Raw genomic sequence first — 20,848 nt, 5'->3', positions numbered from 1 at the left:
AAAGATACTTTCCTTAAAAAGATAAAAAAGTCGAAATTTGAGTCTCGTTCGCGTAAAATGAAAGTAAGTATAGAAATGAGGTGAAGGCGATGTTAGCTTATCGCACCATACGCCAAGCAGGAGAACATGAAATTGAAATCAAAAAATCCCGCTTCATCTGCCAGGCCAAACGGGTCTTTAGTGAGGAAGAAGCTCAGGATTTCATCCAAGAAATTAATAAAAAACATTGGAAGGCCACCCACAATTGCGTTGCCTTCCAAATTGGCGAACGCAACCAAATTCAACGAGCCATGGACGACGGCGAACCGAGCGGGACAGCGGGTGTCCCGATGCTCGAAGTTCTTAAACAAATGGACTTAAAAAACATCATTGTCATTGTCACCCGCTATTTTGGTGGCACCAAACTGGGAGCTGGTGGCCTTGTCCGCGCCTATAGCCATGCGGTGAGTGAAGCCCTCCAAGCTATCGGTATCGTTGAACGCCAAGTCCAACAAGAAGTCGCTGTTAAAGTGGACTACCCGCTCACCGGACCCATGGAACATTGGATTGAAAACAGTCCCTACCAGCTGCTGGATACGACCTATCTTGCAGATGTTTGCTATCATCTCGGGGTTGCCGAAGACCAAGTAGAAGCCTGCCAAGAAGCTATCACCAATCTCAGCAGCGGCCAGGCCAATTTTGAGCTTGGAGATAAGGTCTATGTCGATGTCCCCGTTAAGGCCTAGGCCATATTCTTGAGAATATGTTTAAGAATCAGCGCTTTTACGCCTTGATGTTGCAGACCGATCCCAGAAAGGGCTATAATACATATAGAATAGAAAGGCGGAGTGCAGATGTTTGACTTCTTTAAACGAAATAAACATAAGGAAAGCCAAGAAGAAACTAGCTATGATGTCAGTATCCAAGAACTCTATGCCATTTCCGATGGTGAGATGGTCAAGTTAGAGGATGTCAGTGACCCCATGTTCCAAGAGAAAATGCTTGGCGATGGCTATGCGCTTAAGGCCAGCCAAGGTGAAGTCTATGCCCCTATTAATGGTGAGATTAAGACCATTTTCCCAACTGAACACGGTATGGGCATTACTACCGAATCCGGCCTCGAGTTCCTTATCCACTTAGGTTTCGATACTGTTGAATTGGAGGGGAAGCCCTTCGAACACCAGGTCCATGAGGGGCAAGTGATTGCACAAGGCGATCTCTTAACCAAGGTCGACTTAGAAGCCATCCGCGAAGCTGGTAAGGATGACACTTTTGTTGTGATTTGTACCAATATGCAAGATGTTGACAACTTAACTATCACAGCCCAAGGCCAAGTCAAACATGACGACGTGGTCGGTCAAATTAGCGCTGGATAAGCCAGTCAAAATTAAAAACTTACCAATGAAAAAGGCTCCCGAACCAGCAGCTGCTGGTCAGGAGTCTTTTTACGCATTCAAGTCCTTATATTTGGCTAACATAGCTTGGGCAACGACTTTAGGTACCGCCGCCTCAACTTCTCCGCCGAAGCTAGCCACTTCCTTAATCATGCTTGATGAATAGGCACGGTATGCCGCATCGGATAAGAGAATCACCGTCTCAATATCAGGGGCTTGGAGCTTGTTAATCTCAGCCATATTCATTTCATACTCAAAATCTGTATTGTTACGAATCCCACGAAGTAGGGCGCTAGCCCCCAAGTCTCGGGCTAAGTCAACTGTCAGACCATCTGTAAACTGCAACACTTGCACATTAGCCAGGTCAGCTGTCACTTCTTCAACTAAGGCTACCTTCTCTTCTGGACTGAACAAGGCTTGCTTAGAGGTATTACTGGCAACCGCGACATAGACTTGGTCAAAGAGCCGGGCGCCCCGTTGGATAATATCGAGATGGCCCCGCGTGATCGGATCAAAACTTCCTGCATACAAGGCTTTTTTGCTCATAAATCCTCCTTAATTCTTTTCAAAATAAGTCAACCAGTCTTCCTGGAAATACTCACTAGCTAGCAGCTCTTCCCAGGTCGGCATACCCGTTTGAGCCCCAAGCTTTTGAACGGACAGGGCACTGGCCCCATTAGCGAAGGCCACCGCCTCTTTGAGGGGCAAATCTTGGCTCAAGGCATAGGCAAAGGCTCCAGTAAAGGTATCCCCTGCCCCTGTGGTATCCACCGCTTGGACTGAAAAAGCCGGCACATGTTGGATTGCACGGTCAACCTGCTGGGCATAGGTCACCCCATCTTTTCCCAGAGTGACTAATAGGCGCTCAGGATAGCGCTGAATCGCCTCTTCGATCGATGCATTGGGGCATAGGTTATTCAATTCGAATTCATTCGGTGTCAGGTAGCTACATTTCTCAACATAGCTTTCATCTAGGACAATCGCTGGAGCAGGGTCATAGATCACTTGCTTGCCATGGCTCTGGGCAAGGTCAATCAGATACTGGATGCTCTCGATAGGAATTTCATTTTGAATAACAAAAAACTCCTCAGCCAAAAGGGCCTCTTGGTGGCGCTCGAGATAAGCCACTGTCACTTCCTGGTTGGCGCCAGGAATATAAATAATCGCATTATCTGCTTGGTAAACAGTAATATGGGCCGAACCCGAAGACTGATTGGGAATAATTTCCACTGCCTGGCTGTCTATTCCCTCTTTTTTAAGATTAGCTAGGATTTCTGCCCCGAAGACATCATCCCCTACGCAGCCAAACATCGTGACTTGCCCACCTAAACGCGCTGCGGCAATAGCCTGGTTGGCCCCCTTACCGCCAAAAAGCGTGTGGAAGTCTCGCCCAGTAACCGTTTCACCACGGTCAGCTAAGATATCCGTCTCCACGACAAAGTCTGTTGATAAACTTCCTATTACAGCAATCATAACTAGCCTCCTCGTTAATAAGCGTATTCTGTCCCTGTCTCTCCTGGACCAGTTGATGGCGCTGTTAAACTAGGGTCAACTAAGCCAGAAGAACCCGGCAAAGCACTCGGTCCTTGGTCAGCTGGTCCTAGGCCCTGGCCCGATTCTAAGGGCACTTGGCCCCCACTTTCTTCCGACGGATCGATCGATCCACCAAAACGGTCGGCACGTTTCAATTGGTCCGCTTGAAGTAGCATCTGATCCTTAGGCGTGTAAAGGACCGACGGTTGCATCACGCCTGCATCATCCATGTAGACATCTTCAAAGTAGTTAATGCCCCGCTTCATCGAGGCCTTGTGAATCCTTTCTTTCAAATCAGCAACGGTATAGTCACTTGCTGAGGTCAAGAGGTCATCATCAGTTATCTGACCGTCTTCATCTTCATCGACCACCCTGAAGTAACGGTTGACTACCCCATAACTAGGAGGGTAAACAATAACTTTTTGCGTCGGTCCTAAGCCCAGATTAGCTCGTAGCTTATTAGACATCTCCCGACGCTCTTTCTCTGGTACCAAGAGATAGTAGCCAAAGTCTAAATTAAGATCTTGGTGGTCTTTGAAGACTAAACGTTCAATAGAAGCTAGGGCTGGAAGATAATTCTTCTGTAAGGCCATCATATCATTTAAACTCAAATCCGTCTTCAGATTATTACCAAGGGCAGCCATAATTTCCCTGAAATTCGTAATCGTATCGAGGGTCAGCACCTTATCAATCACCGCCTTGACCAACTGTTGCTGGCGCTTCTCGCGACCAATATCACCTTCTGGATCGGCCTTGCGCATCCGCACATAGTGAATAGCTTCTTCACCCGTTAAGGTCCGTGTCACCCCTTCTTCAAACTTGGCACCATTCTGGATAAAAGTTTGATTGGGGGTGATCTCAATCCCCCCCATGCCATCGATAATGTCGATAAAGCCCTTCATATTCACTTCGACATAATAATCAATGGGCAGGTCAAGGTAACGCTGCAAGGAGTTAATTGTCCCCTTAATCCCGTAATCCATATAGGCATGGTTGAGCTTATCAAAGTCATCCGTGCGGTCCATGGGGCCAAGCGCATCACGCGGCACGCTCAAGAGCTGGGATTTTTTATTCTCAGGATCAATGGTAATCACCATCATGACATCAGAGCGTCCATCTGGCACATCTTTATAGAAGAGAGCCCCATTATCGATGCCTGCTAAAAGAATCGACACCGGCTCCCCCTTGCGCAAGGATACGTTAGCATCGCGCATATTATCCCGGGCAACACGCTGGTAGATACTATTGGTAAATTGAGAGAGGCTCCCATAGAACTTATAAGCCCCAAAACCTGCTAAAGTGAATAAAATAAGCAATAGGCCAAGCAAAATGAAGCAGCCTGGCCGCTTCTTTTTCAAGCTTTTCGACCGCCGCCTTTCACGACGCGCTAAATACTTATCTTCATCCATGGGTTCGAGTCTCCTTTACCTTAATAACTTTCACTAATACATAGATGAATTATACCATAGCCAAGCAATCACAAGCTAAACTTTAGCATTTCTTAAAGAAGGGAGTGAGAGGATGCGGGAGAAATAAGCCTCTGGAGTAAAAGCCCTGAGAAGACTAGACATCTTCGACGAATCTTTGTAAAGAGGGCTATTTCTGACAGTCTGAACCCAAGTAAAAAGTGCGACAAAAGTCAGTCAGCACTGAACACTTTTTGCCGCACCTTTCTTATTTTTTAATTTGATTGTGGATAATTATAATTAATCTTCAATTGGTCAAGACCTAAAGCATCCTCGCCTGGGACAGGTGACTGCATGGTAAGGATTTTAGGCCCATCTGGTGTAATCGCCAAGGTATGTTCATATTGGGCAGAGAGGCTTCCATCAATGGTTCGAGCCGTCCAACCATTATCATCCATTTTTGACTTCCAAGCGCCTACATTGACCATGGGTTCTACGGTGAGGGTCATTCCGTTTTTCAGGCGGAGACCACGACCAGCTGTCCCATAGTGAGGAACGGCTGGTTCTTCATGCATAGTAGGCTGGATACCATGTCCCACAAATTCACGCACTACGGAGAAACCTTCTGCTTCAACATATTCTTGAATGGCCGCTCCAATATCACCAATACGATTTCCAGCCACACACTGTTCGATACCTAGGTACATAGCCTTCTTGGTTACATCGAGTAGACGTTGGGTTTCAGGATCAATTTCGCCGACCGCAAAGGTGGTACAAGAATCGGTAAAGAAACCATCGATGGATAAAACCGTATCCACTGAGCAAATGTCCCCTGCCTTCAACACCCGCTTACGGTCAGGGAAGCCGTGACAAATTTCATCATTAGTTGATGTACAGGTCGCATAAGGATAGCCTTCAAAACCAACCTCTTCTGGGATGGCCCCTTCCTCGCGAATACGACGTTCCACATACTGGTCAATTTCTCCTGTCGTAATACCAGGCTTCACGACATCTCTTAATTCTTCAAAAATCATGGCAATGATCGACCCAGCACGATCCATTGCTTCAATTTCACGTTCGGATTTCAAAGTAATCATAAAAATTTGACTTCCTTTCTTCATTCTACTACTGTTCCTAGTATACATGAAAATATTAACTTTAACAGGACCTGGATGCAATATTTTTGGATAGCCTAAACCGCTTTTCCATAACCCTATAGTATCGAACGGCATAAAAAACAATATGGTACTTATGCAAAGCTTTAGAGTCAATATTTTCGCATAATTAATGGCTTTAAAAAACATAATAATTGACTTTTATACGATATTCACGCAAAATAAAATTGAATGGGATATATAATTCTTAAATAAAATAAGAACAAAAAAGGCAAAGGGTGATTCATTATGGGTAAAACACAAAAATTTGAGCAAGTAGCCTATTTGTATATTAAGGACCAGATCCTACGCGATAATTGGAAAACTGGCCACCATATCGTTGAAGCTGATATTTCAGATCGTTTGAGTATGAGTCGGAGTCCAATACGGGCTGCTTTGAGCGTACTTGAAGAAGAAGGAATTGTTGAAACGCGGCCTTACCGAGGCTACTTTGTTAAAGAAGCGCCAAATGACGAAAGCATTATTGCCTTAAGAGGGCGTTATGCGCTCATTCTCTGGTTCCGCCTGCTCGACCGCATGGTAAAGAACCAAACAGATGGGGCTGTAATCAAAGAAGAATGTGACCAATTACTAAAAGGATTAAAGCAAGCCTTCAACGACCACAACCGTGAAAATTTTTACAATGGTTTACTAGAAATCCTTAGAACCTTAACCTCACTCGGAGACCACGACTTCTTAGAGGAAGAATGCGTTGAAGCCTGTCGCGCTTTAATTGCTGCGGTCAATGATAGTATGGGCAATGAGGAGAATGATTTCTTCTCCACACAAATTTGGATTCTAATGTATGTCGAGAATATCTCTTACTTAATGACCCACAACCGTTTTGACGATACCCGCGTGATTGCAGAAATGCTTGTCCGCAGTACGTTGAACTGGTTACCAGAAGATATCCAAGACGACTTTGAAAGCCACAGCATCTACGCCTTACGTTAATTCAAACTAGCCCTTGCTTGGCCGAATGCTTCACTCTTGTGACCATTCGGCCTCTCTTATTTATACTTCCTTGTTGAGTCATTGGAAGTCGCAGCTAGAGAGATAATTTGCTATACTTTTAGAGAGAAAGCTTTAATTGAATAATGGAGGAAATGTTATGCCTAAAGCCTTAATAATTTATGCCAGTTTAACTGGTAACACAGAAGAAATTGCCGACGTGATGACTGCCGCCTTTGAAGACCTAGGTGTTGACTGTGAAATGGTCGAATGCACCGATGCTTACGGCGAAGACTTCTTAGACGCAGATATTTGCGTGGTTGCCACCTACACCTACGGCACAGACGGTGACCTGCCCGATGAAATCGTCGACCTCTATGAAGACCTAGAAGAGGTTGACTTGACAGGTAAGGTCTATGCTGCCTTGGGTTCAGGCGACCTTTTCTATGAAAAATTCTGCCAGTCTGTTATTGACTTCGACGAACGCTTGGCAGAAACCGGAGCGACACGCGGAGGTGAATCCGTCAAAGTTGACTTAAACCCAGAAGAAGACGACATCCAAGCTATCGAAAAACTTGCTTCGGAATGCCTTGAATGCTACCAATCTATGAACGCTTAAAAGGAGGCCCTTATGGAGAATTTCAATGAACTACTCGATAAATATGCCCAACTCCTTATCCAAAAAAGTATTCAAGTAGAAAGTCAGGAGAATGTCATGATTTATATTGACATCGACCAAGCTCCCCTGGCCCGTCTACTTGCCAAACATGCCTATGAAGCAGGAGCCAAGCGCGTTTACTTCACTTGGCAAGATGACTCGATAAAAAAAATGGACTACCAATATGTGGCCAGCGAAAATCTAACCACTATCGAAGAGTACACCATCGCTCGCGATAAAGACTTGATTGAAAATAAGAAAATTAGCCGCCTATCCGTCATCTCCAGCGACCCTAACTTGCTAGACGATATCCCTGATGAAAAAATTCACCGAGTTCAAAAAGCCAATAGCCTAGCCTTCAAAGCGCGCAGGGAAGCTACCATGAAAAATGCCATCAAATGGGGAGTTGCTGCAGCCGCTTCTTACGGCTGGGCCCGCCATGTCTTTCCCGAATTAGCGGATGATCCTGAAAGTTGCGTCGACGCTCTCTGGCACGAAATTTTTAAAGCTTGCCGGGTCTATGAAGACGACCCCGTAGCCGCTTGGGACCAACACAAAGATAATTTAGAAAAACGCGCGGCTTATATGAACGACCAACAATTCGACGGCCTCCACTACCTAGCTCCGGGGACAGACCTCTATCTGGGTTTACCTAAGAACCACATCTGGACCTCTGCAGAAAGCCTCAGTCAAGATGGTAAACCTTTTATCGCCAATATGCCGACAGAAGAAATCTTTACCGCCCCAGATACGCGTCGGATGTCTGGCTATGTGCGTTCAACCAAGCCCTTGTCCTATGCCAACACTACCATTAAAGGCATTGAAGTCCATTTTGAAGATGGGCAAATTAGCCAAATTACGGCTGACCAAGGACAAAAGATCCTCGAAGATCTGATTGAAAATAACGATGGAGCGCGTGGTCTGGGCGAAGTCGCCCTCGTTCCTCACCGGTCCCCAATCTCCTTAAGCAATCTCACCTTCTATAACACCTTATTTGATGAGAATGCTTCCAACCACTTAGCTATCGGTGCAGCCTACCCCACCACGGTTAAAAATACGGAAGGAATGTCGGATGAAGAACTTCAAGCTATTGGCTTAAATGTCTCAAATGTCCATGTCGACTTCATGATTGGTTCCGAAGCTATGGATATTTACGGCATCCGCGCAAACGGCGAAGAAGTCCCTATCTTTAAGCAAGGTGAATGGGCCTTCTCAGTATAATCAAGGCTAGTAAAAAGGATGGACAAAAATGACTAAAAAAGCGAAACGCCAAAAATTATATTATCGCTTAAAGGATTTGGAAAATCTCAGTGAACGTGAACGGAAACGTTTGGAGAACCTGACCGTCGATGAAGCCCTCGAGCAATTAGACCACGGCTCACCCAAACTCAATTGGATCTATGTCATTCTTGCAGTGACTGCCATCTTCTTTATTGCTTGGCTCGTTATCGAAAACAATCCACGCCAAGAAGAAATTCCCCCTAATACCATCGATGAAATGACCGAGGAAATCTCAAGTATGCATGAAGAAATCTCATCGCTCGAACAACGAATTTCTGATCTAGAAAGCAAGGCACCTTAAATAATCTAGCCTATAATGAACATAAGCCAGGAAGAAATATTCTTTCTGGCTTTTTCTTTTTGTCTTGCTTTAAGTTTGCGTGTACCGCGTATGCGGAAAGAAGAGGTATTCGTTATCGTTAGGCCTTCACTGTCCAGGATCACCCCCGCATGTGCGGGAAGAAGGGGTTCCTTTTAATTCAGGTAATTTTTGTTCCAGGATCACCCCCGCATGTGCGGGAAGAAGATGCAGTGGAAGAAGATTCAGCGTGAACGTATGGGATCACCCCCGCATGTGCGGGAAGAAGAGGGGACCGGCGAGTGGGACATCAACCGTGATGGGATCACCCCCGCATGTGCGGGAAGAAGTCCTCGTCGTGGATGGTTGCAATATCGATGAGAGGATCACCCCCGCATGTGCGGGAAGAAGGCTCGCAGGTTTTAAGGTGGTAGAGATAAGCAGGGATCACCCCCGCATGTGCGGGAAGAAGGCCGCATAGGTCGACTCACTAGGTGTCATCTGAGGATCACCCCCGCATGTGCGGGAAGAAGCCAAAAGCACCACCAGGGTTAAAAAATTATTCAGGATCACCCCCGCATGTGCGGGAAGAAGGGAATTGTATGTCCCATCTTTTGTCACGGTGGAGGATCACCCCCGCATGTGCGGGAAGAAGTTGACGTAAACCACACCATCGATGAGGACTTCAGGATCACCCCCGCATGTGCGGGAAGAAGTGGTCATAACGATGTGACTCCTAAAATCTTTAAGGATCACCCCCGCATGTGCGGGAAGAAGATGAGAAGGCGCTAAAACGCCGCTACAAGCTAAGGATCACCCCCGCATGTGCGGGAAGAAGCACCCTGTATGCTTCCCACTGAGCTATAGTCTGGGATCACCCCCGCATGTGCGGGAAGAAGACAAGCGTTGAAATTTTAACAGAAATTGAGGAAGGATCACCCCCGCATGTGCGGGAAGAAGTTGCATTTCGGCTACTGTCACGGTTCGTTCCTGGGATCACCCCCGCATGTGCGGGAAGAAGTAAGGTTTGTTGGTTGTCCAAACGTCCCTAAAGGGATCACCCCCGCATGTGCGGGAAGAAGATGAGGAAGCCATTAAGCCGCTAGTCAAAACCAGGATCACCCCCGCATGTGCGGGAAGAAGTCTCCTGCTTCTGGCTTATAATCTGTCTTTATCAGGATCACCCCCGCATGTGCGGGAAGAAGTGTTACAACAACAATTAGCTAATAGTTGGGCCAGGATCACCCCCGCATGTGCGGGAAGAAGTGCTCTTTTGCGACTTCCTTTTCAATTTTGATAGGATCACCCCCGCATGTGCGGGAAGAAGACTAAAGAAAGCCCATCAAATCAGGCTTCTTTTTTGATCCCTCGGCCATTTTCGTTCACTTTAAAAAATCCCCCATAGTTACTATAAGCCATCTTAGTCACTTTAACCAGTGATAACCTCATGCCTTATTCAATCCATAATTTTCTTGAGATAAAGTTCCACGCCATCACAAGGAAGGTAGCTAGGACTTTGGCTAGGAGGTAAAAGATGCCGAGTTTTTCAACGAAGGCCCACATAAAGAACTGGTTGAGGATCAGGCCTACCACTGACAGACTGACAAACAAGAGCAATTCCTGGACCCGCTCTTCCTTAGAAAAACGACTCACAAAAACATAGCGCATGCTGGCAAGATAATTAAAAATCGTAGCGACAACAAAGGCAATCCCCGCTGACAGCAAGTAGTGGACATGGCCCCATTCAGTAAGGCCCGTTAATAGGGCGAAGTCGATCACTGTGGCAAGGACACCGATCAAGCCAAAGCGAATGATTTGTTGGATAATTTTTTGCACGTTAGATCCTCTTTTCTCAAACTTTTACAATAAAGTTATTTTAGCATATCCTTGCTGATCTCTTATGACATTTAGCAAAGTCTTAAAGGAAATTTTGCTATACTTAAGCTTATAGACTAAGTTGGAGGCAGAATTTTCATGATTATTTCTTTTTTCAAAAAGCATAGAGCTCTCAGCCTAAGTTTTACTTTGGCTTTGACCATTCAACTTGCGATTTACTATCGTCTAGGTATCACGCCTTTTGGTGATAAATCTCTCCTGGTGACGGATATGAATGGTCAATATATTGCTTATTTTTCCTATTTGAAGAATGCCTTATTGGGGCAGGATAGCTTTCTTTATTCTTTCTCTAAGACCATGTCCGGCAACATGATTGGGCTGACTAACTACTATCTGCTCAGTCCATTCAACCTCCTCTTCCTCCTCTTTCCGCTCAAGGCCTTTCCCCTGGCAATCACTCTTATTACAAGCTTAAAGATGGCGACAGCTAGCGCCTCGATGACTTGGCTGATGGCGAAGCGCAAACTCCAAACTTGGGCTGCCATTGCCTTGGGATTAGCTTACGGTCTGTCGGGCTACCTCATCGTCTACCAACAGAATATTATGTGGCTCGAGGCTTGCATCCTTTTCCCTCTATTAATTGATGGGCTAGACCGTTTGTTCAGCCAAGGCAGGTGGCACTTTTATACTCTGATTTTGGCCCTAGCCATCCTTAACAACTATTATATGGGGGCCATGCTCTGCCTTTTTTCTCTCTTGTATTTTATTTGTCGACTTTTGAGCGATTTTGCTTTCTCCGGAAGCTGGCAGGAAGCCAAGGTCCGCTTTAAAGCTTTCTTATCAGCTTCTCTCCTAGCTGGCGGTTTATCCTGTCTGACACTTATCCCAAGTTTTTTCTCCCTTCAAGGAGGTAAAGCAGGTCTAGACCCTAGCCAACTGATCGATTTTCATAGTCAGTTTTCTTTTTTAGACTTCGCTAGCAAGTTCTTTATCGGAGCTTTCCAAGCTGGCGATACCAAGTCTGGCTTGGCCAATGTTTTTGTAGCTAGCCTCATTCTTTTAGTCAGTGTAGCTGGGCTATTCAACCCAAGCATTGCCCGCTCTAAAAAAGCCAGAGGGGGGCTTCTACTCTTTAGCCTCTACCTATCCATGAAATATTTCAATCTAAACTTAATCTGGCATGGTTTCAATGAGCCCACCTGGTTTCCCTTCCGCTATAGCTTTCTCTTCACTGGTCTTATAGTCCTAATGGCAGCTGAAGAAATTAAAGCGAGCAACTTTTCTTGGCGACGCTATGTCGCTAGCTTAGCCATCCTTCTTGGACTTGGGCTTCTTATTAGCCGCCAGAGCTACGCATATCTAGAGTCAAGCGATATCTTAACAAGCCTGATCTGCCTAGGAATAGGGCTAGGCCTTCTCTTAGGTCAAGCTTGGCTGCGCTACCGACCAGGTCAGTTATTCTTCAGTTTCGGGCTGGTCCTGCTCGTTGCTTATGAGGTTTTCAGCAATGGCTATTACACACTCAATAAAATGGCCTACCAAGACGCCCAGGATTTTAGCCAGTTCGTTTCACGCTATCAAGAACCTATTCAGCAGCTTCAGTCCCAAGACACCGGCTTTTACCGTCTAGAAAAGAACCGACACTATGCTAACAACGATCCCCTCTTGCTCAACTATCCCGGCCTTTCCCACTATAGTTCTAATGAGACAGCCGAGGTCATCGAGCTCATGGGTAAGCTTGGCTTCCATGACAATGGCAATTGGGCCCGTTTTGCTTACGGGTCAACTTTGGCAGCTAATCAGTGGATGGGCTTACGTTACCTACTCAGCGACTACCCCTTGCCCAGTCTAGGTCAGGGAGAAGAACTGGACCAAGTCCTTATCTATAAAAATCCTCAAGCCTTCCCCCTCGCTTACGAAATCGATTGGCGAAAAACTTTTCATAACCAAAGCCAACCCTTTGCTTTTCAAAATGAACTTTTTGCCTATACCACTGGAATTAGGGACTACTATCAACCCTTAGCAGCTAGACAAGTGACTGTTCATTTGGAGAATGTACACGCTGTTGAAGCAAACGGCCAAGTCAACTACTCCCAAATTGATTCCCATAAACCGGGCAAGATCCACTACCAAATCACCAAGACCCCTGACCAAATGGTGAACTACCAATTCAAAGGTCAGTCTGGTCAAGGCCTGAAAATTTATCATGACCAAGCCTTTAGCCACATCAACCTAGATAAGAAAAATCATACCCTCCACACTTATGACCAGAAAACGGCCAGCGTAGACATCACCGTTAGCTTCAACGATGATATAATTGCAGATCCTAAGCCTGACTTTTATCTCTCTAGCCGGCAAAGCACAGCAGCCATGGCCCAACTTGCTCAAGGTCGAGCACTAGAAATTGAAGCCTTTTCGCCCACTACCATCCGAGGGCGAAGGAAAAACTCAGACGATGCCTCCCGTCTCTTTCTCAGTATTCCCTTCGATAAAGGTTGGCATGCCTTTGTCGACGGCCGCTATACGCCAGTCCACCGGGAAGCCCATTACTTCTTGGGAGTCGGCCTGCCGGCAGGTTCCAAGCTAGTCCAGTTGATTTTTATCCCGAGAGGCCTTATCTTAGCTGGCATCAGCAGCCTAGTCAGCTTCCTAATCTTCTTGAAAACCCTACATGGGAAAAATAAAAATTAATAAACATCAAATGACTAACTCATCCCAGTTATTCATTGTATAATAGAACAAGCTTAACGTATTTATGGAAGGAGATTTATTCATGGTAAGTGCTCACGAGCAAGCCATTATCATTCCCTCACTTGATCCGGACCAACGTTTACTAGACTTGGTCAAAAATATTCGCCAAGGCCACGATAGCCAACTCTTTATTGTCGTTGTCAATGATGGAAGCGACGCCTCCTATGACAACTACTTTGACCAGCTCAAGGACTATCCTCGTCTTAAAGTTTTAAAACATGAGCAAAATTATGGAAAAGGTCGGGCCCTTAAGACGGCCTTTCGTTACTTGTTGGATGAGCAGAGTCAAATCTCTTCCGCAGTGACGATTGATTCAGATGGTCAACACACCTTTGAGGATATGATGGCTTGCCTAGAAGAGGCCCAAAAGCACCCGGAAGCCTTTATCTTTGGCGCCCGTCACTTTGGTGAAGACGTGCCCTTAAGAAGCAAATTTGGTAATATTATGACCCGCAAACTGCTCCGCTTTTTAACAGGGATGAATTTAGAGGATACCCAAACCGGCCTCCGGGTCATTCCCAGCCAGTATTTTGAGCCACTACTCGACGTGGAAGGCGACCGCTTCGAATATGAAATGAATATGATTCTCTTTGCCAAGAAACACCAGATTCCAATTATCGAGGTGGGCATTTCAACCATTTATCTGGACGACAACGCCTCCTCCCACTTCAAGGTGCTCCGGGATTCCTTTGCCATCTATTCTATTTTCTTGAAATATATTGCGGCTTCCCTGGTCTCCTTTGTAATTGACCTAGCTTGCTTTGCACTCTGTTTAGCTGTTATCGGGCACCAGGACTTCACCGCCATCACAACAGCGACCGTCATTGCCCGCTGTATCTCCGCCCTGGCTAATTATTTGATGAACCGACTCGTCGTTTTCAAAGCCAATTCAAGACAGAGCCTGCTCAAGTACGGCCTCCTCGTCATTGTCCAAATGCTGTCGTCTAGTCTACTAGTGACAGCATTTAACCACTGGCTCCCCGCCCTTCCAGCAACACTAATTAAGCTCTTTGTGGACGCTTTCCTCTTTATCCTTAATTACCACATCCAAAAACACTTTATTTTCCCTACAAAGGAGGACGTGAATGGCCTTTAGTTTCTTTATCCTAGCGACTGTGGGGATCTGCCTCAGTTTAAAACGCTGGGCAGGCTTCGCCCTTGAAAGCACGCTGATTTTAACCATTAGTTTGGAGACCTGCCTGTTCTTCCTCTTTGCCCTCTGCCAGGCGCTAAGCCTTGGTTTCTACCTGGTCACCATCCTTGGCTGCCTGACTTTACTGGTCCACCTGATCCAGTATCTCCGCCAGCCAACCATCACTTGGCCGAGGCGCCAGGCCCCACAACTTATCTTTTGGGGGCTTTTTCTTATTTATAGCCTTGCCCTAGTCGGAACGCATTTTACCCATTATGATAATTTCTCTCACTGGGCACGGATTGTTAAATTTATTACTTTAGAAGGTCGCCTAGTTCAAAATGGGGACCAGTTCATGAGCTTCACCTCCTATCCGCCTGGCAGCGCCCTCTACTTGGGCTACTGGATGCAAAGTCTCCCGCTCCGTGACGACCTCATGCTCATCGGCCAAAACTTGATCAATTTTGCCTGCGTTTGGCCCCTGGTCGGCCTGGCGAGTGCTTCTCAGAAAAAACAGGGTCTTGCGAGCAGTATAGCTCTAGTTTTTATTGCCCTTTTGAATGCCTTGGACCAAGGTGCTGGACACATCCTATACACCTCCCTCTTGGTCGACTTCCTCCTACCCCTAGTGGCCTTGGCTGCTGTGACCAGCCTTTACCGCCACCGCCAATATTTCGGTCAAATGAGCCTGATTACTGCAGCGATGACCAGTTTTCTTATCCTGATTAAAAATAGCGGCATCTTCTTTGTGATTGTCATTATCCTCTACTATGCTTACCTCGTTTGGACAAGGCACCGGGCCTGCTTTAAAGTTGGACTCCTTACCAGTCTCTGCCCCTTCCTCCATCTCGGCTTATGGAACCATTATGTGAGCCAGACCTTCAACCAAGTCAGTAAGCACAGTGTTAATTTAGCAGCCTATGAAAAGATCCTTGGAGAGAAGAGCGTAGCTGATATCCAGGCCATTACAAGCCGCTTCCTCCATTATTTCTTAAAGACCGAAGTCGCCAGCAACCAAACCCTCTATCTCTTCCTGGCCCTCTGCGTCTTGGGTCTCTTGCTTGGCTGGTTGAGGCGGAGGCCCACGCAACGGATAATAGGCCTTATGCTGGCGATTCTCATCTTTTATATCGCCAGCCTCTATGCCATGTACCTCTTCTCTATGCCCCTAGCCGAAGCCATGCGCCTAGCCAGTATCCATCGCTATATGGGAACTATCCTTTGCTTCCTCTATGGCCTCCTCTGCTTCAGCGCCCTAACGACATGGTACCAAGAGCCCCAGCTTTTTGCCAAACCTGTCACAAAAAGCCTGGGTTTAATCCTAGTTTTATTAGCCCTTGTAAGTCATGGGCACAAGCTCACAGAAATCTATAACTTAGATGACCAGCTTGTATCGGACACAGTTGCTGTAGTCGGCCAAGGAACCCGCTATCACGAGGGCGACTACCTCCTAGTCGATAGTCGACAGGACACCACCTATTTACAGTTGATGACCTCCTACTATCTCTATTGCGATCAAACAGGAATTAGCCGGCCCTATGACTATCCCAACCAAGAAGCCAGCTTCATCCAAATGCTCGAGGAACCAGAAGCCGTCATCTATCTTAGGGACCTTGATCATTTTGACGAAAAATTCACCAAGGTCTACGGTTTCCGTCCCCAAGCCCAAGTCTACGACCGTCAAGTACTCATTCAAGCCCGCCAAGGCTCCTAAGAGAAAAAGCATCTGCCACTTCTTCAGAAAAAGGCAGATGCTTTTTACTTATCTATGCATTCCCTAGCGGCAAGCCCGGATACTGTCCTTGAACCAAGCTTTGAAGCGGTCCCGGTCAATCCAGGTAGGGACCGTACAGTTCACGGGGCGGTCCGTCTTATGGTCCAAATCTACCACAGTTTGTCCGTAGGTTAGCGAACTTCCTAGTTCCACTTCCACATTACAGTCTACGGTCTTAAACATATCCGGTTGAAGCAGGTAAGCCACTGCGGTTGGGTCATACATGGCCAACTCGCCATCCCGTTCTTGCGACCGGTAGGCTTTGAGCATGCCATAAACCATCCGACCGGTTTCATTGACCTGGGCTAATTCTTCGGCTTCTGCTGCCCCAATAGTTGCGATATAGCCAATGTCTAAGCCAACCATAGTCTTTTTGATCGGCGCATTGAAGACAATTTGAGCCGCTTCAGGATCGGTCCCAATGTTGAATTCATCCATGACATGCTTGTTCCCTCGGGTGAAAGAACCACCCATGATAATCAATTCCGCAATTTTTTCGCGAACTTCTGGAAACATCGTCAAAAGCAAGGCCATATTGGTTTGGGGCCCCACTGCCACAATGGTCACAGGGTCTTCAGCTGCCAATAAGCAATCACGCATGGCCAGGACCGCATGTCCCTCTACTAGCTCATCCATGCTTACCTCAGGGAAGTCGTAACCGTCCATCCCCGATTCCCCGTGCACTTCAGAAGCATCAGTAAAGGCAGTCAGTAATGGTCCTTTATTTCCAGCTGCAACAGGAATCTGCCGGTCAAAGAAGTGAACCAACTTCAGGGCATTACGAGCTGTCTTCTCCCAAGCAACATTACCACCAACCGTTGTAATCAGGTCCACCTCAATATCCTCAGCATTGAGCAAAATTGACAAGGCAATGGCATCATCAATACCCGGATCTGTATCAAAAATCACATGTTTTACCATGATAAACCTCCTCTTAACTTATTTCAGTCCCATTATAACCCAAAATAGAAGCGCTTTCACCATTAGCCTATAAAAAGCAGCCGAACTCCGAATAAAGTTTAGCTGCTTCTTGCTTTATTAGTTTTAAATTATTTTCTAAAACATGCCGGTCCGTCCTTGTCCCAGGTTAACATAGATATTCTTAGCTTGGGTATAGGCATTGAGAATCATCTTATGGGTTTCACGACCAATGCCGGAATCCTTGTAGCCACCGAATGGCGCTCCTGCTTCAAAGGAGTTGTAGGTGTTAATCCAAACCCGACCGGTCCGGACACCGCGAGCTACCTTGAAGGCAGTATTCAGGTTAGTAGTGAAGACCCCGCCCCCTAAACCATAATCTGATTCGTTGGCAATTTGGATAGCTTCATCTACATCCTTAAATTTAATGACTGTAGCAACTGGCCCGAAGATTTCTTCTTGAGCAACCCGCATGTCATTCTTAGCCAGTAAGAGGGTTGGTTCATAGTAGTAACCCTTGTCTAAGTCACCAGAAGTCACAGCCCGGCCGCCGGTTAAGAGTTCTGCCCCCTCATCTAGACCGATTTGAACATACTCATCGACTTTCTTGTGTTGGGAAGGATTAGCTTGGGCACCGAGTTGAGTTTCCTTGTCCCATGGCAGACCAATCTTAACTTGTTTGAACTCTTCAACCAAGCGTTCAATAAATTCGTCGTAAATGCTTTCTTGGACAAGAATCCGTGACCCTGCTGAGCAAACTTCACCCTGATTGAAGAGGATACCCAATTGAGCTCCTTCCAAGGCTTGTTCCATATCCATGTCCTCAAAGAAGATATTCGCAGATTTCCCGCCGAGTTCAAGGGTGGCTGGAATGAGGTTTTCTGCTGCTGCAATCCCGATATCGCGACCAACAGCTGTTGACCCTGTGAAGGCTAATTTATCCAAGCCCTTGTGGTGTTTGAGATAGTCACCAGCCTTAGAGCCACGGCCTGTAATAACATTTAAGACACCCTTAGGCAAGATCGGATTAATTAACTTGGCTAATTCTAGTAAGCTGAGCGAGGTATCAGAAGCCGGTTTGATGACGACCACACAACCTGAAGCTAAGGCAGGGGCTAGTTTCCAAGCAGCCATCAGGAAGGGGAAGTTCCAAGGAATAATTTGACCAACAACCCCAATTGGTTCGCGGATAATCATTGACATGGTGTCATGGGTCAGGAATTTCACTTGGTCTTCTTCGCTCCGGATAACTGAAGCAAAGTAACGGAAGTGGTCAGCTGCAAGTGGGATATCAGCGCCAGAGGTTTCACGGATTGGTTTCCCATTATCCAGGGTTTCAATCAGGGCTAAACGCTCAGCATTTTCATCAATTAAATCCGCAATTTGGTTTAAGATAGATGCCCGTTCTTTAACATCTGTTTGCCCCCAGGTCTTGAAGGCTTCTTGGGCAGCCTCTACCGCACGGTCAACGTCTTCATTGACTGCATCCGTGATTGTCGCAAGGTGTTCTCCGTTAGCAGGACTGATCACATCGATCCGATCCGAGCCTGCCCCCTTCGTCCATTCGCCATTAATGAGTAAACTATAATCTTTTTCTAAGTTTAAATCTTTAATTTCCATTGGCTACCTCCATCTTCAAATTTAAGTAACAAGCTAAGTTTAGTATAAAATAGAAACGCTTTCTTTTCAATCTTAATGCTTAGTCGAAAATTATCCCCCAATTTCTTGCCAGTTGGGATTGACAAATTAGAAATCAGCCCCTATAATATTAAAAAATATAAATATTCTAATTATTTTATCATTTTAGGGAGAGTAAGTCTTTTAAAGGTTCAAGCGAGCAGGAGTTGGTGGAAGTCCTGTCCTTAAGAAGAGTGAACGCGCCTGAAATTATTGGCTCATAAGATAAAGGGCCCGCCTCAGAGCGTTATCTGTTTAAGCTGACCAGGCCCTGGCTTGGTCAATAGAGTGGTACCGTGGATTAGCTCCGCCTCTTTTTTGAGAGGCGGATTTTTTTAATTTGTTAGGAGGAAGGAATAATGAAGGAAAGAAGTCATTGGCTCAAATGGAGCCTTAAAGCCTGTCTAGCGCTCTTAATTTTAATGGCTCCGGTCTTTGGCCCAAAAGCGAGTCCGGTTCAAGCCAGCCAAACGCAAACCAGCACTGTTGGAGATGACCAACTGCTCAAAGAAATCAAGGAGCGCGGGGTCATCCGGATGGGCGTCAACCCCCACTATCCCCCCTTTGAATTTCTGACCCGGGAGAATGGCCAGAATAAGACAGTCGGGGTCGATGTCTCCCTCGGCGAGAAGATTGCCGAAGACTTGGGTGTCAAACTCGAAGTGGTGAACATGGAATTTACCAGCCTCATGTCCTCGCTCGAGGCTGGCAATATTGATATGATCATCTCAGGGATGACCTATACGGAAGAACGGGACAAGTCGGTGGACTTCTCAGACCCTTATGAGAATGACCGGCAAGCTATCATGTTCCGCAAAGAAGACGAAGGAAAGATTAAGGACAAGGATAGCTTCACCGATCAAATGACGATTGGTGTCCAACAAGCGACCTACCAAGAGGACCTAGCCAAAGAGTTCATGCCCCAAGCTAAGATGCTGACCATGCAACGGGTGCCTGACCTGCTCGGTGCCCTGACCACTAAGCAGATTGACGGCATCCTAGTTGATGAGCTCGTTGCCTACAGCCATGCCAATGCCCAAGCCGATATCTCTTACGTAGACGCCGGCTTACCGAGTGGGGAAAAGGATGGCAAGGCGGTCGTCATTCCTGAAAGACAGCCTAGCCTGCAAAAAGCCATCAACCAAAGCGTCGCCGAAGTCAAAGACCAAAACTTAGTGGAGAAATGGACGGATGAACTGGCTCCTCTCCTCATTGAAGGAGAATCCATTAACTGGTTATCTTACTGGCCTTTCTACTGGGATGGTATCAAGCTCACCCTCTTAATCTCAGCTGTTGCGATTATCTGTGGTCTGATTTTGGGTTCCATACTTGCCCTGATGCGGCTTTCAAACTTGGCACTCATGAATTCGCTGGCAACTGCCTATGTCGAATTCCTCCGGGGGACGCCGCTGATGATTCAAGTTCTCTTTATCTTCTTAGGGATCGGCGGCCTCTTAGGCATTGGGCCTTTAGCAGCTGGTCTGATTGCCGTCTCCCTCAACTCGGGGGCTTATATCTGCGAAATCATTCGTGGTGGACTCCAATCGGTTCCCAAGGGGCAAATGGAAGCCGCCCGTTCCCTCGGCCTAAGCTATGGTACCACTATGAAAAAGGTCATCTTCCCCCAATCCTTGCGGGCAATCTGGCCGTCACTCGGCAATGAATTCATTACCTTGATCAAGGAATCTTCCATTGTATCAACCATCGGTGTAGCTGAACTGACCTTTCAAACTCGGGCCGTCACCAGCCAAACCTACCAAGGGATCATCCCTCTCTTCATCTCCATGCTGGTCTACTTTATCCTCACCTTTGCCCTTAGCAAGCTCCTCAATTACTATGAGAAGAAAATGCAAGCCAAATATTAAATGTTAGGCCTTAAAAAGCGTCTCCAAGCAAAAATCAGTTGGAGACGCTTTTTATATTGTGTATTTATCCATTAAACTGGGGAAATTAAACGCTAGCCTTCACACCCTTAGTCGGGCTTGCAGAGGCAGAAGCTTCTCCACTTCACAAGTCTCCGCCGCAGTCTTTCAGACTGCTTTGGTGACTTGCTCCAGTGAAAGGATGCTGAACGCGCTCCCTCACACCCTTTGTAGTCGGGTTCGG

At 46.5% G+C, this 20,848-nt stretch carries 17 protein-coding genes and 1 CRISPR repeat array; of the genes, 10 read left to right on the top strand and 7 right to left on the bottom strand.

Annotated elements, in window-relative coordinates; translation table 11 throughout:
* Positions 1-89: 89 nt before the first annotated feature.
* Together HMPREF2626_RS00200 and HMPREF2626_RS00195 are read left to right on the top strand one after the other, a co-directional pair.
* The gene (locus tag HMPREF2626_RS00200) at positions 90-725 is read left to right on the top strand and encodes a YigZ family protein (RefSeq protein WP_070616448.1); all 636 of its coding nucleotides are present in this window, start codon (positions 90-92) and stop codon (positions 723-725) included.
* Positions 726-833: 108 nt separating this feature from the next.
* Positions 834-1,355, top strand: a complete 522-nt coding sequence (locus HMPREF2626_RS00195; protein ID WP_070616446.1) for a PTS sugar transporter subunit IIA — start codon at positions 834-836, stop codon at positions 1,353-1,355.
* A 69-nt stretch (positions 1,356-1,424) separates the two neighbouring features.
* Here HMPREF2626_RS00195 and coaD read toward each other — a convergent pair whose 3' ends face one another.
* The 4 genes from coaD to map all read right to left on the bottom strand — a co-directional run bounded on the left by coaD (position 1,425) and on the right by map (position 5,409).
* Positions 1,425-1,919: a pantetheine-phosphate adenylyltransferase gene (coaD, locus tag HMPREF2626_RS00190; RefSeq protein ID WP_070616445.1), complete on the bottom strand. Its 495-nt coding sequence runs from the start codon at positions 1,917-1,919 to the stop codon at positions 1,425-1,427.
* Positions 1,920-1,928: 9 nt separating this feature from the next.
* The gene (gene rbsK, locus HMPREF2626_RS00185; RefSeq protein WP_070616442.1) at positions 1,929-2,846 is read right to left on the bottom strand and encodes a ribokinase; all 918 of its coding nucleotides are present in this window, start codon (positions 2,844-2,846) and stop codon (positions 1,929-1,931) included.
* A gap of 14 nt (positions 2,847-2,860) precedes the next feature.
* Positions 2,861-4,315 carry an LCP family glycopolymer transferase gene (locus HMPREF2626_RS00180; protein ID WP_070616440.1) on the bottom strand — a complete coding sequence of 485 codons (1,455 nt, stop codon included), beginning with the start codon at positions 4,313-4,315 and terminating at the stop codon, positions 2,861-2,863.
* A 272-nt stretch (positions 4,316-4,587) separates the two neighbouring features.
* A complete protein-coding gene (gene map / locus HMPREF2626_RS00175; protein ID WP_070616438.1) occupies positions 4,588-5,409 on the bottom strand; it encodes a type I methionyl aminopeptidase in 822 nt (273 codons plus the stop codon).
* A 306-nt stretch (positions 5,410-5,715) separates the two neighbouring features.
* On the opposite strand from map, the gene HMPREF2626_RS00170 reads away from it, so the two are divergent.
* From HMPREF2626_RS00170 to HMPREF2626_RS00155, 4 genes are all read left to right on the top strand, one after another.
* The gene (locus HMPREF2626_RS00170; RefSeq protein ID WP_070616437.1) at positions 5,716-6,420 is read left to right on the top strand and encodes a winged helix-turn-helix domain-containing protein; all 705 of its coding nucleotides are present in this window, start codon (positions 5,716-5,718) and stop codon (positions 6,418-6,420) included.
* Between the two features lie 157 nt (positions 6,421-6,577).
* Positions 6,578-7,036 carry a flavodoxin gene (locus tag HMPREF2626_RS00165; RefSeq protein WP_067974583.1) on the top strand — a complete coding sequence of 153 codons (459 nt, stop codon included), beginning with the start codon at positions 6,578-6,580 and terminating at the stop codon, positions 7,034-7,036.
* Between the two features lie 12 nt (positions 7,037-7,048).
* Positions 7,049-8,296 (top strand): aminopeptidase, encoded by a 1,248-nt coding sequence (locus HMPREF2626_RS00160; protein ID WP_070616435.1) that lies wholly within the window; start codon positions 7,049-7,051, stop codon positions 8,294-8,296.
* Positions 8,297-8,324: 28 nt separating this feature from the next.
* Positions 8,325-8,657, top strand: coding sequence for a hypothetical protein (locus HMPREF2626_RS00155; RefSeq protein ID WP_083294258.1), 333 nt, complete (start codon positions 8,325-8,327; stop codon positions 8,655-8,657).
* 136 nt (positions 8,658-8,793) lie between these two features.
* Positions 8,794-9,981: direct repeats of the CRISPR family, unit length 28 nt; unit sequence GGATCACCCCCGCATGTGCGGGAAGAAG.
* A 125-nt stretch (positions 9,982-10,106) separates the two neighbouring features.
* On the opposite strand, the gene HMPREF2626_RS00150 is transcribed toward HMPREF2626_RS00155, so the two are convergent.
* Positions 10,107-10,490 (bottom strand): GtrA family protein, encoded by a 384-nt coding sequence (locus tag HMPREF2626_RS00150; protein WP_070616433.1) that lies wholly within the window; start codon positions 10,488-10,490, stop codon positions 10,107-10,109.
* 138 nt (positions 10,491-10,628) lie between these two features.
* On the opposite strand from HMPREF2626_RS00150, the gene HMPREF2626_RS00145 reads away from it, so the two are divergent.
* From HMPREF2626_RS00145 to HMPREF2626_RS00135, 3 genes are all read left to right on the top strand, one after another.
* A complete protein-coding gene (locus HMPREF2626_RS00145; protein ID WP_070616431.1) occupies positions 10,629-13,181 on the top strand; it encodes a YfhO family protein in 2,553 nt (850 codons plus the stop codon).
* Between the two features lie 82 nt (positions 13,182-13,263).
* Positions 13,264-14,337, top strand: a complete 1,074-nt coding sequence (locus HMPREF2626_RS00140; RefSeq protein WP_070616429.1) for a bifunctional glycosyltransferase family 2/GtrA family protein — start codon at positions 13,264-13,266, stop codon at positions 14,335-14,337.
* Positions 14,327-16,087, top strand: a complete 1,761-nt coding sequence (locus HMPREF2626_RS00135; protein WP_070616427.1) for a hypothetical protein — start codon at positions 14,327-14,329, stop codon at positions 16,085-16,087. The genes HMPREF2626_RS00140 and HMPREF2626_RS00135 overlap by 11 nt, the downstream gene beginning before the upstream one ends.
* Positions 16,088-16,150: 63 nt before the next feature.
* Here the strand turns inward: HMPREF2626_RS00135 and rihC are convergent, their stop codons facing one another.
* Together rihC and HMPREF2626_RS00125 are read right to left on the bottom strand one after the other, a co-directional pair.
* A complete protein-coding gene (gene rihC / locus HMPREF2626_RS00130; protein WP_070616425.1) occupies positions 16,151-17,068 on the bottom strand; it encodes a ribonucleoside hydrolase RihC in 918 nt (305 codons plus the stop codon).
* 135 nt (positions 17,069-17,203) lie between these two features.
* Positions 17,204-18,685, bottom strand: coding sequence for an aldehyde dehydrogenase family protein (locus HMPREF2626_RS00125; protein ID WP_070616423.1), 1,482 nt, complete (start codon positions 18,683-18,685; stop codon positions 17,204-17,206).
* A gap of 416 nt (positions 18,686-19,101) precedes the next feature.
* On the opposite strand from HMPREF2626_RS00125, the gene HMPREF2626_RS00120 reads away from it, so the two are divergent.
* Complete coding sequence (locus HMPREF2626_RS00120) at positions 19,102-20,607, top strand: ABC transporter substrate-binding protein/permease (RefSeq protein ID WP_070616421.1); 1,506 nt, start codon at positions 19,102-19,104, stop codon at positions 20,605-20,607.
* Positions 20,608-20,848: the final 241 nt, after the last annotated feature.

This window comes from Aerococcus sp. HMSC062A02, assembly GCF_001809535.1.
Taxonomy (GTDB): Bacteria; Bacillota; Bacilli; order Lactobacillales; family Aerococcaceae; genus Aerococcus.
The sequence above is the reverse complement of the archived record's forward strand: the minus strand, read 5'-3'. Positions and strand labels throughout refer to the sequence as shown.